We start from the raw sequence: 17,118 nt of genomic DNA on the forward strand, positions 1-17,118 counted from the left end.
GAACATCAATCTTTTGGTTGGTGTACTGGCATCTTTTTTAGTTGAGCGAATAGAAATTAATGTCTTTGTTGAAGGGGGTTTTTGGCTGCGCGATCCGCACGTTTAAATTCTTTTGCATATGTAACTTCTTGCATGCTAGAAAGACCATTTAAGATCTTTTCTTTCTTCTTTTTATCATTTGCCATAACAATCACCCTTTCTTAATTAATAGTAAACTTTAATAGATTGCCCAATATTAACGAGTAACATACGAAGGAAGTAAGAGATGGGGAAGAAGGGGAGAGGGTCATACAAGCTTTGGCTTTTAGAAGTGAAAGAGGAGCCTTTAGAGTACCGGCAAAAGGCAGCAAGAAACGGCAGAGAACATGCCCTCGAAATTTCCCCCGAAAAAGTACAATTAACTTAACGGATAACCACGGCGAATGGATAAACCACCACTATTAGAAAAAATTGGTTAATAATAAATCACAGTAAACAAGGTGAAATAAAAGGTCTATTTACGCAAAAAAAGATGCGTGATCACACTTAAGAGTCACGTATCTTCTTTATTTTAATCTATTTGTATCATCAAATATTATAGCTACTGCTGATAAATATCTTCTAATGCTTCTTTTAAATGAGTAAAATGAAAAGGATAATCATGGCTCAAAAGCTTATTTGGGATGACTTTTTGCCCTTCAGTTACGAGCATACTCATTTCACCAAGAATAACTTTTACTGCAAATGAAGGAACAGGTAGCCAATGTGGTTTATGGAGCACAGCGCTTAATGTATGACCAAACTCATTCATTGTTACTGGGTTTGGAGCAGTAAAATTGACGGCTCCTTCTATTGATTCATGTTCAATCATATATATGATTGCGGAGATAACATCATTAATATGAATCCAAGAAAGCCATTGGTTACCACTACCAATCCTACCTCCAGCATAGAGTTTATAAGGAAGGGCCATCTTAGGTAATGCACCTGCATTTTTATCGAGAATAATGCCGAAACGACAACATACCGTGCGTATATTCCAATCTTTTTCGGCAGTTTTTGCTATATCCTCCCAGTTTTTAACGACAGTACTTAAAAAATCTTCACCAGAATAAGGACTTCCCTCGTCAAATGTACGCTTATCAGATGTGCCATAATAACCTACAGCACTTGCATTAATAAGGGTGTATGGCTTTTCGTTTAGATGATCGATTAGGCGAATAACTTCATTTGTCGTATGCATTCGACTATGGTATATTCTTCTCTTTCTTTCTTCAGTCCAACGACCACTGTTGATTGATTCCCCAGCTAAATTAATGAGGACATCTATTCCTTCTAGCATTTCTTCTGGTTCATCCCCTTCATTTAACCATTGAACAAAGTGGAGACCTTGTCTATCTTGCTTCTTTGCGTTATTTCTCGTAAGGATATAAACTTGGTGATTTTCTTGTAACAATTGGTCAGTTAGTTTTTGTCCAATAAAGCCCGTTCCGCCTGTTATAGCAATTTTCATGTTGACCCCTCCCAACAAACTCTCTTCTATTTTCTAATTGAATTCAATGAAAAGTGGATTAAAACCTGTTTTTTTATGGTAAAGTTAAAGTGAGGTGAGGATATGCCTACAATTACTAAAATTACGATTCAAAAGAAAAATAAAGATCGCTACAATATCTATACGGACAGTGAGCATGGAGAGACGTATGCCTTCAGTGTGGATGAAGATGTGTTAATTAAATATAATATGAAAAAAGGGAAAGAGATTGATTCCTTACTCATCGGAGAAATTCAATTCCAAGATGAAATTAGAAAGGCGTACAATACGGCCATCCATTATCTTTCTAGTAGAATGCGTTCAGAAGGTGAAGTTCGTACACATTTAATCAAGAAAGAGTATGCTGTTGACTTGATTGATGAAGTGATCCATAAATTATATCAATACCAATTTTTGAATGATGAAGAATTCGCTATTGCCTATGTGAGGACACAAAAGAATACGACAGATAAAGGTCCAAATATAATAAAACATGAATTGAAAGATAAAGGTATAGCTGAAAAAATCATACAAGATGTGATAGAACTATACCCAAAAGAAGAACAAGTTGAAACAGCCATTTCTCTTTGTCAGAAATATACGCTTAAATATAAAAAAGATTCCTCAAGAATGATGCAACAAAAAATAGAGCAAATGTTAACGAGAAAAGGCTTCAGTTATGATATGATTCAGTTGGCACTTGAAGAAATACAATTAGAGAAAGACGATGATGAGGAAATGAGTGCTCTGGTGCGTCAAGCTGAAAAATTAAGTAGAAAATATAATCATGAAGAACCATTCATCTATGAGCAAAAATTAAAGCAAGCGTTATTTCGAAAAGGGTTTCCTTTGCATTTAATTGATGCCTATTTAAAAGAAAATAAAGATGTATGAGGAGGTCTTTTTACTATGCAAGAAAAAAGATATAGCCAATTGAGTGAATATGAGCTAAAACAAGAAATTGCTCAATTAAGAGAAAAATCTAGAAAAGCTGAGCAATTAGGCATGGTTAATGAGTTCGCTGTTTTAGAAAGAAAAACAGTGATGGCTAAGTCCTATTTACTCAATCCTGACGACTTTATTGCAGATGAGATATATGAAATAGAGGGAGATCCAGGCTCTTACTTTAAAATCGATTATATGAATGGAGTTTTTGCTTGGGGCTATCGCTTAGGTGGAGATAAAGAGCAAGAGGCATTGCCAATTGCAATGCTAGGCAAGTTGAAAAATCTTTAAAAAGAGGATGACGTATTTATCATCCTCTTTCATTGTTAAGGGGTTTTTTGTAAAGTCCGCTTGAGCTTAATAAGACTTTGCGTTGGTTTTGTTTCTCCATTTACTTGGTAATGTGCTTTTTTCGGATTGAAATGTCCGGATGCAAACGGACTGTTAAATTCGTTTTCACCAAAGATTTCTTTTTTGTTTACCATGTAAATTAACCCCCTAAGTTTAAAAATCAGTTGTATTGCTATTGCGATTTGATGATGCCTTCATCCGTTCCTGTGGCTGTGTTTGTGTCGTTCCATCTGCTCTTTTGGAAGCAAACGCAGCTTTGGCACGTGGTTCACCGTCAAATTTATTGTGATTCTGATTAGGGAAATGAGCGGCTTTATTACGCATCGTATTTGCCTCATTTCTAAAGTTATTTGCGAAGCGTCTTTATTCAACTTCGCCTATTCATTAGTATAAGCAAATACGTATTTCACACACGAAAAAAATAAATTGGAAGTAGGGTAAAAGATGAATGAATTTCAAAATAAACTTCTCAATCGTTTATTGGAGATAAATAATCAATTGTCTGTTCACATTGCCAGAACATGGATTGAATTGCTTTGGGAGGATTTTGAAGCGACTTATGCGAAGGCAGGTAAGAAATATCAAGGTGAAGAGATGACTGCAAAAGTAGTCAGCCAATGGATTGAAAATCATGGTGCTAAATTACATGAGTTTATCGCAAAAAATCCAAAATATAAACATTTACTTGATGAAGATAAAAATAAAATGAATTAAGGCAAAAAGAGCTCCACCGGGTTTGATAGGCGCATATGGGGGAGCTCTTTTATGTTGTTTGCACTTTTACTTTTTAATTTGTGATAATATCTAATTTCTTCTTCAATTTCTCCTCACTAAATATCCAGCCAGTATATGAGTTAATGATCGTTAAATCCTTGTCTAAATGGGCAACAGCAACAAATGGATAATATTCATTGCTACGATACCTTAAATCGATAAATCTTATTTCCACAATATTTTCGATTGTTTCAATTTCCCATCTATACACAGGAGAAAAGGAAAGAAAAGCAGAAATATTCTTATCTTTCGTTGCTGCGTTAAAAATAGCCGTGTTTGGTATAGGTACTCGCTTAAATTGATCGACAATACGAACTTGACCTCTAAGGGCGCGTCCAACAAAAAAGCTATCTTTATTTTTTATAGCAATTCGCCATTGGTTGTATTTCATAGTTGGTGATATAATGATTTCTGTTGCGTCAGGGATGAGCTTGCGAATTTTCGCTTCAACGGATTTCTTAGCAAAATAACGGAAGACATAATAAATAAATAAAATACAATAAATAACTAGGAATGTATACCCTGGGTCCATTCCGAATATCCACAGAAACAAACCGAACACATGCAAGGCAAAGATAAACGGATCAAATGTATTTATCATACCTAATGCTACCCATCTTGATGAAAATGGCCTTAAAGCTTGTGTACCATAGGCGTTAAAAATATCGACAAATACATGTAAAAATACAGCTATAAAGGTCCATAACCAAAGGTGAAAAAGATTTGTTTCCGGAAAAAATAAAAAAATTCCACCTGTTATAAGTAATGGCCAAAGTATCACGGCTGGAATGCTATGAGTAACACCCCGGTGGTTTCTAATATATGAAGCGTTATTTTTTAATTTTAATATGGTATCGATATCTGGTATTTGTGAACCTATAATTGTGCCGACCATTACACTTGCCGCGGTTATTGAACTATTGGCAACAACGGGATCAAGTGTTGCAAGTCCTCCGAGCGCGAGTCCCATGACTACGTGAGTTCCAGTATCCAAAAGAGGAATTCCTCCTTTTTGTTTTTAACATTTTATTTAGTATATTCCCTAATTAACATAGTTTCAAATCATGGAGGTTAAAAAAAATGAACAATTCTCAACTAAAAGATAATCCTATAGATATTTATGCATTTCAACAGGATTTATTATCTTGGTTTGAAAAAGAGCAAAGAGACCTACCATGGAGAAAGGATAAAGATCCATATAAAGTATGGGTGTCTGAAATAATGCTCCAACAAACAAGAGTCGACACCGTTATCCCATACTTTTTACGTTTTATGGAGGCATTTCCTACAGTAAAAGATCTTGCAGAAGCGGAAGAAGAAAAGGTGCTGAAACTTTGGGAAGGTCTTGGTTATTATTCAAGGGCAAGAAATTTACAATCTGCAGTAAGAGAAGTACATGAACAGTATGACGGTGTCGTACCTAACAATATTAAGGATATTTCTGCATTAAAAGGGGTTGGCCCTTACACTGCTGGTGCGATATTAAGTATTGCTTATGGCGAGCCAGAACCTGCAGTTGATGGCAACGTGATGCGTGTTCTTTCGCGTATTCTCATGATCGAGAATGATATTGCTAAAGCTTCTTCGCGTAAAATTTTTGAAGCAGCAGTAAGAGAGTTAATTTCTCATGACAACCCATCGTATTTCAATCAAGCTTTAATGGAGTTAGGTGCCCTCATATGTACACCAACTTCCCCCTCTTGCTTATTATGCCCGGTGAGGGATCATTGTCATGCTTTTTATGAAGGTAAGCAAGCGGAATTACCTGTAAAAACAAAAAAGGCGAAAAATAAGCATGTACAGATTGCATCCGCTATTCTCGCTAATAGTAAGGGTGAGCTATTAATCCGCAAAAGATCAAACAAAGGATTATTAGCCAATCTATGGGAGTTTCCGAATGAAGAAATTCACCTTCAAATCGAATCAGATAAACAGCAACTCCAAAATCAATTATCGAAGTCATACGATACGCATGTAAAAATAAATCAGCGGATTGGTCAGCTCGATCATGTGTTTACGCATCTTACATGGCATATCAATTTGTATGAAGGTGAAATTCATTCAGTGACCGAAACAGACAATGTAAAGTTAGTACCTTTAGAAGATATAAAAAAATATCCATTCCCCGTCTCCCATCAAAAAATGTTCATGCAGTATATGCAGCATAAGGGTAAGGTATTAGCGGATGAATGAGATTGTCAATCATAACACAACAAGATAAAATGGATAAGATGGAAGAAATGGACATTGAAAGGAGCAAGTTTTAGATGAATGAAAGAAAAGTTGCACTAATTACAGGAAGTAGTAGAGGTATTGGTAAAGCTACTGCATTGAGACTTGCACAAGAGGGGTATGATATTGTTTTAAACTATGCTCGTAGCCGTTCACAAGCGGAAGAAGTCGCAGCGGAAATCGAATCATTAGGAAGAAAGGTATTAACAATTAAAGCAAATGTCGGTGATAATGAAAAAATAAAATCGATGTTTGCTCAAATAGATGAAACTTTTGGCCGTCTAGATGTTTTTATTAGTAATGCTGCATCCGGCGTACAAAGACCTATTATGGAACTTGAGGAATCTCATTGGAATTGGACAATGAATATTAATAGTAAAGCATTGTTATTTTGTGCAAAAGAAGCAGCTAAATTAATGGACAAAAATGGCGGTGGAAAGATTGTCAGCATTAGCTCACTAGGTTCTATACGCTATCTGGAAAATTATACTGTAGTCGGTGTTTCTAAAGCGGCTGTAGAGGCTTTAACAAGATACTTAGCTGTTGAATTAGCGCCGAAAAATATATGTGTGAATGCCGTTTCAGGTGGAGCGGTGGATACAGAGGCATTAAAACATTTTCCAAATAGAGAAGAGTTGTTAGCTGATGCAAGTGAAAAAACGCCAGCTGGTAGAATGGTCTCTATTGATGATATGGTTAATTCGGTCATGTTTTTAGTATCTGACGATGCCAGCATGATTCGCGGACAAACGATAATCGTGGATGGTGGCATCTCTTTATTAGTTTGATTTAATATTCGGAATATAATTACTTCGAAAAAACAGGATAATATCTCTCGCTCTGGTTAAATTAAGGAGCGTGGAGGTGATTAGGATGGCTAAAAAGCAAAATCAACAACAACAAAACCAACAACAATATAATCAAGAATTTGCGAGTGAAACAAACGCTCAAGAAGTAAGACAACAAAATCAACAAGCTGAAGCTCATAAGCAAAAAGCGAAAAACCAAAACAACCAAAATCAACAATAGTTCTTCATTAAAAGGCGCTCCTTTTTTCAAAGGGGTGCTTTTTTAAATGTTAACTTAGAGATTGAATATAACTTTACTATTTCGACAAAAGTTCTATCTCCTCAACAAGAATCTGCAAAGGAATCAATACAAAAAAGATAGAATAGTTTAGAAAAGACTTTAAAGGCTGGTGTATTTTTATGAATGAATTTCAAGCATTGGTTGAAGAACAAATGAAAACAATGGATCATTTACTTTATTTACAAAGTGAAGTGGAGCGATGTCATGAACTTCAAAATGAACTATCCCGTTTGCGCTCTACAACAACTGTAAGCGATATTCACTGTGAAATCGAAAAAATGAATAATGAATTAAATGAAATCGTGGCCTTATTTGAACAGCAAACGGACGAAGTTGTTAAATTATTTCGCAAACAAAATATTAAAAATGCGAAGATTATCGTTTAGTAAACATATGTTAAAGGCAAGAATGATACAATAGGTTGAGCGTTACATAAATAATTACTGCTGAATCTACCGACAATTAAGCTGTCTTTGTTTTAAAATTCATTTTTTAACGTTATAATAAATAGAAAATAGGATCTGCACTTTGTTACCTTTGATCATCAATCAACTTATCGGGAGCATTATAAAAGGTAATAAGTTTGAGAGAATGTCCTTTTTAATAAAAGGTTCCAAAGCTTCCAGAAAGGAAAGTAGGGGAAAAGAATGGCGGTACCCATAGAAGGTGAACCGGTACAAATTCATAGTTATAAACATAATGGGCACATCCATCGCGTCTGGGAAGAGTCAACAATCCTTAAAGGTACGCAAAACTTAATTATTGGAGCAAATGATCGTACAATGGTTACTGAATCAGATGGTCGAACATGGATTACGAGAGAACCGGCAATCTGTTATTTTCACTCACAATATTGGTTTAATATTATCGGAATGCTGAGAGAAGATGGCGTGTACTATTATTGTAATTTAAGCTCTCCGTTCATATACGATGGAGAGGCGGTTAAGTATATTGACTACGATTTAGATATTAAAGTTTTTCCTGATATGACCTTTAATTTATTGGATGAAGATGAATATGAGCGTCATCGACAAGAAATGCGTTACCCCACACCGATTGATAAAATCTTGTGGGCAAATGTGGACAAGTTGATATTCTTAATTAGACAACGAAAAGGTCCTTTTGCACCGGATTTTGTGGATGGTTGGTATGAAAGATACTTAACTTACCGAAGATAAAATGTTTTATTTGCGCCTGTTGATATGATAACAACAGGTTTTTATTTGGCATGAAAAATATATGTATCTTTACATAAGGAATATCTAGAAGGCTTGACGAAGAAATGAATTCAGGACAATCTGGATAGATTATAAGATAACAGAACAAAAAGGGTGACAGGCTAAAATTGAACATAATTAAAAGATATATGCGTTTTGTTAAGCCGTATCGCCTACAGATTTTCTTAACGATACTGATTGGTATTGTGAAATTTGCAATACCATTATTAATCCCGCTGTTAATTAAATATGTAATCGATGATATAGTCGGAAATGATGCGCTTACACAACCTGAAAAAATGACACAACTTTTAACGATTATGGGTATGATGTTGATTATTTTTGTGATTGTAAGACCACCTGTAGAATATTATCGGCAATACTTCGCACAATGGGTAGCGAGCAAAATTTTATATGATATTAGAGATAAGCTTTTTACTCATATTCAAAAATTAAGCTTTAAATTTTATGCGAATAATCGATCGGGTGAAGTGATATCTAGAATCATAAATGATGTAGAGCAAACAAAGAATTTTGTTGTTACAGGACTGATGAATTTGTGGCTGGATATGGCCACAATTATTATAGCCGTTGCAATTATGTTTACGATGAATGTTAAATTAACGCTTGTATCCCTTATTTTAATGCCGTTTTATGCATTAAGTGTAAAATACTTCTTTGGGAATTTACGAAAGTTAACAAGAGATCGATCACAAGCTTTAGCTGAGGTTCAAGGTTATTTACATGAAAGAGTTCAAGGAATGGCCGTTATTAAAAGCTTTGCCACAGAAGATCATGAACAAAAAAATTTCATGAAGCATAACAGTAAATTTTTATCAAAGGCGATTGACCATACGAAGTGGAACGCAAAAGCATTTGCAGTTGTGAATACAATTACTGATATTGCTCCTCTGCTAGTAATTGCCTTTGCTGGATATCAAGTAATACAAGGTCAAATCACTCTAGGTGTGATGATGGCTTTTGTAGCATATATTGACCGTTTATATAATCCACTTAGAAGGCTAGTCAATTCATCGACAACATTGACACAATCTATCGCTTCAATGGATCGTGTGTTTGAATTAGTTGATGAAAAATATGATATTGATGATAAAGAAAATGCTATCCCTTGTAGAAATGTAGCTGGTCATATTGAGTTTAAAGATGTTCATTTTAAATATAATAACGAAGATGGTGCTGTTCTTCGTCATATTAATTTAGATGTGAAACAAGGGGAAACCATCGCTCTTGTTGGAATGAGTGGTGGAGGAAAATCTTCACTCGTTAGTTTAATTCCCCGCTTTTATGATGTTTCAAGTGGGCGAATTTTACTTGACGGTGAAGATATTCGTTCGTTTCAAGTAAGAAGTTTACGAGATCAAATTGGTATGGTCCTACAAGATAATATACTATTTAGTGAATCAGTAAAAGCAAATATATTACTCGGGAAGCCTGATGCAAGTGATGAAGAGGTCATTAGAGCCGCAAAGGCAGCTAATGCCCATGGATTTATAATGGATTTGCCTGAAGGGTATGAAACGAAAGTGGGAGAACGAGGAGTTAAGCTTTCCGGTGGGCAAAAACAACGAATTGCCATTGCGCGTATATTCTTGAAAAACCCTCCAATTCTTATATTAGATGAGGCGACTTCTGCATTAGACTTAGAGAGCGAGCATCTTATTCAAGAAGCATTAAATGATTTGGCAACGGATCGAACGACGTTTATTGTCGCTCATAGATTATCTACAATCACACATGCCGATCGCATTGTTGTCGTTGAATATGGTGAAATCGTAGAGACAGGCACACATGAGGAATTAATGGAGAAGCAAGGTCATTATTATAAGCTTTTCCAAGTACAACAACTTGAATCGTAATGATATACTCTTACTAAATAAATCACATTCATGTAAAATTCTTTTTAGAGTTTTGACATGTATGTGATTTTTAGTTTCAGTTGGATTGGGTTAGCAGCCGAAAACAGGTAGTTCCTAAGATATTCTAAAAAGTGAATGGAGATAAGTTCTGTCACTCCCTTCTCTATAAAATTTATAAATTGCTATTTTATTATATTAATAATTGGAAAATTCGGAATTATATCACAAAACCTTAATAAACTAGCGAAACTTTTAAGAATTATAATTATATTTAAATATTTCTGAAAAAACAATAGACTTATTCTTACATATTTTATAAAATATTAAAAAACGGAGGGAGAATGTAGAAGAAACTGTTAAAGGGGTGACATAGTGACGCAATCTCCGGTATTAGAGGTAAGAAACCTAGAAACTTCGTTTGTAACTAAAGACGGAGAAGTAACCGCCGTCGATCAGGTAAGTTTTACTATTCATAAAGGAGAGGTAATAGGTATTGTTGGTGAATCAGGTTGTGGTAAAAGCGTAACATCATTGTCTATTATGAAGCTTGTGCCGCAACCACCTGGGAAAATAGTTGGCGGGGAAATACTACTTAACGGTGAGAATATAGTAGGGGCAAATGAAAAGAGAATGAGAGAAATTCGTGGTAATGAAATCGCGATGATTTTCCAAGAGCCGATGACTAGCCTCAATCCGCTTTTTAAAATAGGGGAACAAATGACAGAAGGCATCAAAATACATATGAAAAAGTCAAAAAAAGAAGCAAATGAAATTGCGATTAAAATGCTAAAGCTAGTTGGCTTACCAAGAGCTGAGGCGATAATGAAAGAGTATCCTCATCAGTTATCCGGTGGAATGAGACAGCGGGTAATGATAGCCATGGCGCTGTCTTGTAATCCTGAGGTACTAATAGCTGATGAACCAACAACTGCTTTAGATGTAACCATTCAATCGCAAATACTTGGTCTGATGAAAGAGCTAAATAAAACTTTGCAAACTTCTATTATGATGATTACTCATGACCTTGGCGTAGTGGCTCAAATGTGTGAACGTGTCATTGTAATGTACGCAGGACAAGTGGTAGAAGAAGCAAAGGTAGGAGATTTATTTAAGAACCCAAAGCATCCTTATACACAGGGATTATTAAAGTCGGTTCCAGATATTAGAGGGGAGCATTCGAGATTATATTCCATTCCAGGCAATGTACCGAAACCAGGATCCATTACGAAAGGTTGTCGTTTTGCTGAAAGATGTGAATTTGCTCATGAACGCTGCGTAATAGAAGACCCTGTATTGTATAAGGAAGATGGGCAAGAGCATACCGTAAGATGCTTTCTACATGAGAAGAGGAGGGAAGTCTCATGAGTAAAGCCATATTAGAAGTAGAAAATTTAAAAAAATATTTTCCGATTACTGCTGGCGTCTTCAATCGCAAAGTCGCAGATGTAAAAGCAGTAGACGATATTAGCTTTTTTGTTAATGAAGGAGAAACATTAGGGATTGTTGGTGAATCGGGTTGTGGGAAGTCAACAACTGGGCGGATGCTAATGAGATTAATAGAGCCCACCGAAGGAAAGATTTCATTCAACGGCAAAGAAATTACGAAATTATCAGATTATGAAATGAGGAAAATGAGAAAAGACATGCAGATGGTCTTTCAAGATCCATTTGCTTCACTCAATCCACGTCACTCAGTCGAACAAATATTAGAAGAACCGTTAATTGTTCATGGGATTGGAGATAAAGTTACACGGAAGAAGCAAGTAAGAGAGATGCTTGAAGTTGTCGGATTAAGTGGTTATCATGCTAAACGCTATCCTCATCAATTTAGTGGTGGGCAAAGACAACGGATTGGAATTGCACGCGCATTAATGACTAAACCAAAATTAATTATTGCGGATGAACCTGTGTCTGCTCTGGATGTATCCATACAGGCACAAGTATTAAATTTATTAGAAGACTTACAGAAAGAATTCGGTCTAACCTATATATTTATTGCTCATGACCTAGGGGTGATAAAACATATTAGTGACCGTGTAGGGGTTATGTATTTAGGAAGAATGGTTGAATTAACAACCGCTAAACAATTGTATGATAAGCCACTTCATCCATATACAGAAGCACTTCTAAGTTCCGTTCCGGTACCTGATCCAGAAATAGCTGTTGCTCAGGAAGTGCTATCTGGAGATATCCCTAACCCTGCTGATCCACCAAACGGTTGTGCATTCCATACGAGATGTTCAAAATGTATGGAGATTTGTAAGCAAGAACGACCACTTTTGCAGGAAATAGAAGATGGACATATGGTGGCTTGCCATTTATATGAAAAAGAGCTTGCAAATTAGAAGGGAGAGAATGAGGAATGAAGAAAAAGAAAAGTTTTTGGCTACTTATTGTTTTAATGGTTAGCACGCTTATCTTTGCTGGATGTAATAGTTCTACATCAGGTGATAATGGAGATGAAGGCGGAGAAGCAGATGAAGGAAGCACTGGAGGAACGCTTGTCTTTGGTCGAGGAGGAGATTCAACTTCGCTTGACCCAGCAATTACAACTGAAGGAGAAGCTTTTAAAGTAACGAAAAATATTTTTGAAACCCTTGTTGAATTTGGTGAGCAAGATACGGAGCTTCATCCTGGTCTGGCAACAGAGTGGGAAACGAGTGAGGATGGATTAACTCAAACACTTAAACTTCGTGAAGGAGTTAAGTTCCATGATGGGACAGATTTTAATGCAGAAGCTGTCGTTTTCAACTTCGAACGGTGGATGGCAGGAAATAAAGAACAGTTTTATTATTACAATTCTCAATTTGGAGATAAGGTTGATAGTGTAACAGCAGTTGATGATTATACGGTTGAAGTTAAGTTAAATACTGCAATTGCTCCTTTCTACAAAAACTTAGCGATGTCTCCATTTGGTATTGCAAGTCCAACAGCTATTGAAGAACATGGCGATAAATTCCTTGAAAACCCTGTTGGAACAGGTCCGTTTGTATTCCAAGAATGGAAAAGGAATGACAGAATTACAATCGTTAAGAATGAAGATTATTGGAATAAAGACCTACCTAAATTAGACTCAGTTATTTTTAGATCTATTCCTGAAAACTCGGCAAGACTGAACGCTTTATCTTCTGGAGAAGTTGACTTAATTGATGGTGTGAATTTCAGTGATGTCCAACAAATTGAAGATAATCCAGACTTACAAGTATTTGAGAGACCGACAATGAATGTTGCTTATGTTGGATTAACGAATACGAGGGGTCCATTACAGGAAAAGCTAGTCCGTCAAGCTCTTAACCATGCGGTGAATAAAGAAGAAATCATCAATGCATTCTATGCTGGAGCAGCGGACCCAGCTGTAAACCCAATGCCACCGGTAATCTCTGGTTATAATGATGAAATTGAAGATTATCCATATGATCCAGAAAAAGCAAAAGAATTACTGAAGGAAGCTGGATATGAAGACGGATTTGAGATGGAATTATGGGCAATGCCAGTTCCAAGACCGTATATGCCAGATGGTCAAAAAATAGCTGAAGCACTACAAGCTGATTTTGCTGAAATTGGTGTTAAAGCTAAGATTGTTTCATATGAATGGGGAACATATTTAGAAAAAGCAAATAAAGGAGAAGCTGATTCATTCTTACTTGGATGGACAGGTGATAATGGTGATGCAGATAACTTCTTATACGTATTACTAGATGAAGATGCCATCGGATCAAATAACTACACTTACTATAAAAACAGTGAAGTACATGATTTATTATTAGAGGCGCAAGCAACTACTGATCAAGCGAAACGAGATGAGTTATACAAAGAAGCACAAGTAATTATAAAAGAAGATGCACCATGGATTCCGCTCGTTCATTCACGTCCTATTTTAGCTGGAAAATCTAATATTAAGAATTTCCTACCGCATCCAACAGGTTCTGATTTGCTTTCACATGTGGAAATCAGTCAATAAATAATAGAGGGATAGAAAAGGGAGTGACACACTCCCTTTTCTATTCATCTGATAATAATGTAGTAGTAGAGGTGAGAAGATGTTAACTTACACAGTTAGACGGTTAATTGCATTAATACCTGTTTTATTAGGTTTATCGCTGATTGTTTTTCTAATGATTCGTGCTATCCCGGGTGACCCAGCTCAAATCATATTAGGACAACTAGCTACAGAAGAGGCGATAGAGGCATTAACGATACAACTTGGGTTAGATCAACCGTGGTATATTCAGTATTTTACATATTTAGGGGATTTATTGACTGGTGATTTGGGAGAATCAATCAAAACCAATACAGCGATAAATCAAGAAATTTGGCCATACTTAGCAGCAACTTTAGAGTTATCCTTTTGTGCAATGGTAATTGCCATTTTTATAGGGGTAAATGCTGGTATCATAAGTGCATGGTTTCAACATTCTTGGTTTGATTACATAGCGATGATTTTAGCACTGATTGGTGTTTCAATTCCTATTTTTTGGTTAGGTTTGATGGAACAGTGGTTCTTTTCTATTCAGCTTGATTGGTTACCGACATCTGGCAGGGAAGAGGTTAGAGACCCTGTTACATCTATAACAAATATATATTTAATAGATACATTGATTCAAGGTAGGTTTGATCAATTTGTTGATGTGTTACGACATTTAATTTTGCCAGCTTTTGCATTAGCTACAATTCCGATGGCCATCATTGCTAGAATAACAAGATCTTCCATGCTAGAGGTGATGAAATCTGACTACATTAGAACGGCAAGAGCGAAAGGAATAAGAATGTTTTGGGTTGTGTACAAGCATTCATTAAAAAACGCAGTGATTCCTGTTCTTACAGTGATAGGGTTACAAACAGGCTTATTGTTAGGTGGTGCGATCCTTACCGAAACGATATTTAGTTGGCCGGGTATGGGCAGATATATTTACGATGCGATTAGTGCAAGAGATTATCCTGTCATTCAATCTGGAATATTAGTGATTGCATTTATATTTGTCATGATTAATTTATTCATAGACTTATTGTACGCTGCAATCGATCCGCGAATTAATTATCGTTAAGGGAGGAATAGACGTGGAAGTATCAGTAAATAATAAACCACCTATTCAGCCAAAAAATAATGAAGATAAAGTACAATCGCCTTGGGTGGAGGCGTTACAAAGCTTCATGAAAAACAAAATTGCCTTAGTCGGTACAGGAATAGTTGTTTTTTTTATTCTTTTAGCTATTTTTGCACCATTCATTGCACCACAGGGTATTAATGAGCAAAATATGACAAATAGACTTCAAGAACCATCAGCAGAACATTGGTTTGGTACCGATGATTTTGGACGAGATATTTTTTCGAGAGTGATTTATGGGGCGAGAATATCATTGTGGGTTGGTTTTTTAGCGGTCATGGGTTCAGCTGTTGTAGGTTCTTTATTAGGGATTATAGCGGGGTATTACGGGAGATGGGTTGATACAATTATCTCAAGGATTTTTGATATCATGCTTGCTTTTCCTAGTATTCTTTTGGCGATTGCTATTGTGGCGGTTTTAGGACCATCATTGCAGAATGCATTAATTGCGATAGCAGTTATTAATATTCCTAACTTTGGGAGGTTAATTCGTTCTAAAGTTTTAAGTGTTAAACAAGAGGAGTATATTGTAGCCGCAAAAGCAGTAGGGATGAAAAATAGCCGAATTCTATTTAGACATGTGCTTCCAAATAGTATGGCTCCTATTATCGTTCAAGGAACTTTGGCAATTGGTACGGCTATTATTGAAGCAGCTGCTCTAGGGTTCTTAGGTTTAGGAGCAGAGGCGCCGAATCCTGAATGGGGTAAAATGCTTTCAGACGCAAGGGTATTACTTATCCAAGCACCGTGGACAATGATATTCCCTGGAATTGCTATCATGTTAACAGTTCTTGGCTTTAATTTAATGGGGGATGGATTAAGAGATGCCCTAGACCCGAGGATGAAGAATTAGAATGATTTTGAAGAAAAGGCTATCGGAGCTTTTATATCCGATAGCCTTTTATCTTTTATTGTTCGTCAACGGCTTCATCTAATGTTAAAGAAGAGTCTTCTTTATGGAACCTTTGAAAGCTACTAATAAGACAATTCAATCGCTCCACTTGCTCATTATAATCCATCATTGCAGAGACAATATGCATAGTATGAGCTAATTCTACTTGCCTATCATCTGAAATGAGATGCTGTTGCTCTAAAAAGAGCGTGAAAAGTTCCTTTCTGCTTAAAGTAATATCGCCTTCTTCAAAAACGACTTCAGGTCGAACTTTCCCAATAAATTTTAATACGGCATGTTCATGATAATGAGTAATAATATCTAACTGTTGCTGGATAAGATGTTGAAAATCTTCGGGCATTTCTGCTAGATCATTTTCAAAGCGATGCATCTTTTTTAATGTTTCTAAAGCCTTTTTATTTGCGGCATTCATTTGCCGGTAAATGACTAATTTTCTCGGTTTGGACTGGTTCTTCTTTTTAAAGTAATTACGTTCTTCTTTATATAAAGAAAAAAGTGTATCAATCTTGGTTAATCCTTCTTGCATGGTACGGATATCATTCTTCAATAAATGATGTTCGGAGGCATGCCTTATATTTAAACGAATCCACTTTGTAATTTCTTCGGTTAAATTAGAAATCTTCACATATAACTTCTTCTCATATTTCGGTGGAATAAACACCAGGTTAACAATAAATGCAGAAAATATCCCAAGGATAACTGTCGAGAATCTGAGAATGGCAAACTCGGTAAAGGTATCTCCTGGTGTGACCATAATCGCTACCATTGTAACGAGTGATAAACCGATCGTGTTATCAAGTTTTAATTTTAAGTTAATCGTAATAACCACTATTGCTGCTAAACCAATAATAAGAATATCATGACCGAATAATAGGACAAATAATACCGCGATCACTGCTCCGATTATATTCCCTTGAATTTGTTCAAGTACAGATAAATAAGAACGATAAATCGTTGGTTGCAGTGCGAAAATAGCTGCAATCCCTGCAAAAACAGGAGAAGGGAGTTGAAAAAGTTCTGCTAAAAATAAAGATAGTATGATTGCGATCCCCGTTTTCAGAATGCGGGCGCCAAGCTTCATATTTAAATAATCCTTTCTGCTCAA

The 17,118-nt window shown here is 36.0% G+C and carries 21 protein-coding genes; 15 read left to right on the forward strand and 6 right to left on the reverse strand.

All coding sequences use genetic code 11. The features are described 5' to 3' along the window. Positions 1-56: 56 nt before the first annotated feature. Positions 57-185 (reverse strand): YfhE family protein, encoded by a 129-nt coding sequence (locus H9655_RS20870; RefSeq protein WP_191817161.1) that lies wholly within the window; start codon positions 183-185, stop codon positions 57-59. Positions 186-265: 80 nt separating this feature from the next. On the opposite strand from H9655_RS20870, the gene H9655_RS20875 reads away from it, so the two are divergent. After that, the gene (locus H9655_RS20875; RefSeq protein WP_191817162.1) at positions 266-406 is read left to right on the forward strand and encodes a hypothetical protein; all 141 of its coding nucleotides are present in this window, start codon (positions 266-268) and stop codon (positions 404-406) included. Positions 407-580: 174 nt separating this feature from the next. On the opposite strand, the gene H9655_RS20880 is transcribed toward H9655_RS20875, so the two are convergent. Further along, positions 581-1,492 (reverse strand): TIGR01777 family oxidoreductase, encoded by a 912-nt coding sequence (locus H9655_RS20880; protein WP_191817163.1) that lies wholly within the window; start codon positions 1,490-1,492, stop codon positions 581-583. 102 nt (positions 1,493-1,594) lie between these two features. On the opposite strand from H9655_RS20880, the gene recX reads away from it, so the two are divergent. Both recX and H9655_RS20890 read left to right on the forward strand, forming a co-directional pair. Then, on the forward strand, positions 1,595-2,404 hold the full coding sequence (gene recX / locus H9655_RS20885; protein ID WP_191817164.1) for a recombination regulator RecX: 810 nt from the start codon (positions 1,595-1,597) through the stop codon (positions 2,402-2,404). Positions 2,405-2,419: 15 nt separating this feature from the next. Continuing rightward, positions 2,420-2,746 (forward strand): YfhH family protein, encoded by a 327-nt coding sequence (locus tag H9655_RS20890; RefSeq protein WP_191817165.1) that lies wholly within the window; start codon positions 2,420-2,422, stop codon positions 2,744-2,746. A 35-nt stretch (positions 2,747-2,781) separates the two neighbouring features. Here the strand turns inward: H9655_RS20890 and H9655_RS20895 are convergent, their stop codons facing one another. Together H9655_RS20895 and H9655_RS20900 are read right to left on the reverse strand one after the other, a co-directional pair. Then, positions 2,782-2,940: a YpzG family protein gene (locus H9655_RS20895; RefSeq protein WP_191817166.1), complete on the reverse strand. Its 159-nt coding sequence runs from the start codon at positions 2,938-2,940 to the stop codon at positions 2,782-2,784. A 19-nt stretch (positions 2,941-2,959) separates the two neighbouring features. Then, positions 2,960-3,130: a small, acid-soluble spore protein K gene (locus H9655_RS20900; protein WP_191817167.1), complete on the reverse strand. Its 171-nt coding sequence runs from the start codon at positions 3,128-3,130 to the stop codon at positions 2,960-2,962. Positions 3,131-3,250: 120 nt separating this feature from the next. Between H9655_RS20900 and H9655_RS20905 the strand changes: the two genes are divergently transcribed. Beyond that, positions 3,251-3,520 (forward strand): YfhJ family protein, encoded by a 270-nt coding sequence (locus tag H9655_RS20905; RefSeq protein WP_191817168.1) that lies wholly within the window; start codon positions 3,251-3,253, stop codon positions 3,518-3,520. Between the two features lie 73 nt (positions 3,521-3,593). On the opposite strand, the gene H9655_RS20910 is transcribed toward H9655_RS20905, so the two are convergent. Then, positions 3,594-4,574 (reverse strand): metal-dependent hydrolase, encoded by a 981-nt coding sequence (locus tag H9655_RS20910; RefSeq protein ID WP_191817169.1) that lies wholly within the window; start codon positions 4,572-4,574, stop codon positions 3,594-3,596. Between the two features lie 86 nt (positions 4,575-4,660). Between H9655_RS20910 and mutY the strand changes: the two genes are divergently transcribed. From mutY to nikC, 11 genes are all read left to right on the forward strand, one after another. Then, the gene (mutY, locus tag H9655_RS20915; protein WP_191817170.1) at positions 4,661-5,773 is read left to right on the forward strand and encodes an A/G-specific adenine glycosylase; all 1,113 of its coding nucleotides are present in this window, start codon (positions 4,661-4,663) and stop codon (positions 5,771-5,773) included. A gap of 74 nt (positions 5,774-5,847) precedes the next feature. Next, positions 5,848-6,600, forward strand: coding sequence for an enoyl-[acyl-carrier-protein] reductase FabL (gene fabL, locus H9655_RS20920; RefSeq protein ID WP_191817171.1), 753 nt, complete (start codon positions 5,848-5,850; stop codon positions 6,598-6,600). Positions 6,601-6,685: 85 nt separating this feature from the next. Beyond that, positions 6,686-6,841, forward strand: coding sequence for a gamma-type small acid-soluble spore protein (locus tag H9655_RS20925; protein ID WP_191817172.1), 156 nt, complete (start codon positions 6,686-6,688; stop codon positions 6,839-6,841). Positions 6,842-7,020: 179 nt separating this feature from the next. After that, a complete protein-coding gene (locus H9655_RS20930; protein WP_191817173.1) occupies positions 7,021-7,287 on the forward strand; it encodes a YgaB family protein in 267 nt (88 codons plus the stop codon). A 261-nt stretch (positions 7,288-7,548) separates the two neighbouring features. Then, a complete protein-coding gene (gene ntdP / locus H9655_RS20935; protein ID WP_095370002.1) occupies positions 7,549-8,079 on the forward strand; it encodes a nucleoside tri-diphosphate phosphatase in 531 nt (176 codons plus the stop codon). A 167-nt stretch (positions 8,080-8,246) separates the two neighbouring features. Then, positions 8,247-9,995: an ABC transporter ATP-binding protein gene (locus H9655_RS20940; protein WP_318245530.1), complete on the forward strand. Its 1,749-nt coding sequence runs from the start codon at positions 8,247-8,249 to the stop codon at positions 9,993-9,995. Positions 9,996-10,367: 372 nt separating this feature from the next. Beyond that, a complete protein-coding gene (locus tag H9655_RS20945) occupies positions 10,368-11,360 on the forward strand; it encodes an ABC transporter ATP-binding protein (RefSeq protein ID WP_191817174.1) in 993 nt (330 codons plus the stop codon). Further along, positions 11,357-12,340 carry an ABC transporter ATP-binding protein gene (locus H9655_RS20950; protein WP_191817175.1) on the forward strand — a complete coding sequence of 328 codons (984 nt, stop codon included), beginning with the start codon at positions 11,357-11,359 and terminating at the stop codon, positions 12,338-12,340. Before H9655_RS20945 ends, H9655_RS20950 begins: the two co-directional genes overlap by 4 nt. 17 nt (positions 12,341-12,357) lie before the next feature. Continuing rightward, positions 12,358-13,956, forward strand: a complete 1,599-nt coding sequence (locus H9655_RS20955; RefSeq protein ID WP_191817176.1) for an ABC transporter substrate-binding protein — start codon at positions 12,358-12,360, stop codon at positions 13,954-13,956. Positions 13,957-14,035: 79 nt separating this feature from the next. Further along, positions 14,036-15,040 (forward strand): ABC transporter permease, encoded by a 1,005-nt coding sequence (locus H9655_RS20960; protein ID WP_191817177.1) that lies wholly within the window; start codon positions 14,036-14,038, stop codon positions 15,038-15,040. Between the two features lie 43 nt (positions 15,041-15,083). Beyond that, the gene (nikC, locus tag H9655_RS20965; protein ID WP_318245531.1) at positions 15,084-15,953 is read left to right on the forward strand and encodes a nickel transporter permease; all 870 of its coding nucleotides are present in this window, start codon (positions 15,084-15,086) and stop codon (positions 15,951-15,953) included. A gap of 55 nt (positions 15,954-16,008) precedes the next feature. Here nikC and H9655_RS20970 read toward each other — a convergent pair whose 3' ends face one another. After that, positions 16,009-17,094 (reverse strand): FUSC family protein, encoded by a 1,086-nt coding sequence (locus H9655_RS20970; protein WP_191817178.1) that lies wholly within the window; start codon positions 17,092-17,094, stop codon positions 16,009-16,011. Positions 17,095-17,118 lie beyond the last annotated feature (24 nt).

The sequence above is a fragment of the Cytobacillus stercorigallinarum genome, assembly GCF_014836495.1.
Classification (GTDB): domain Bacteria; phylum Bacillota; class Bacilli; order Bacillales; family Cytobacillaceae; genus Cytobacillus; species Cytobacillus stercorigallinarum.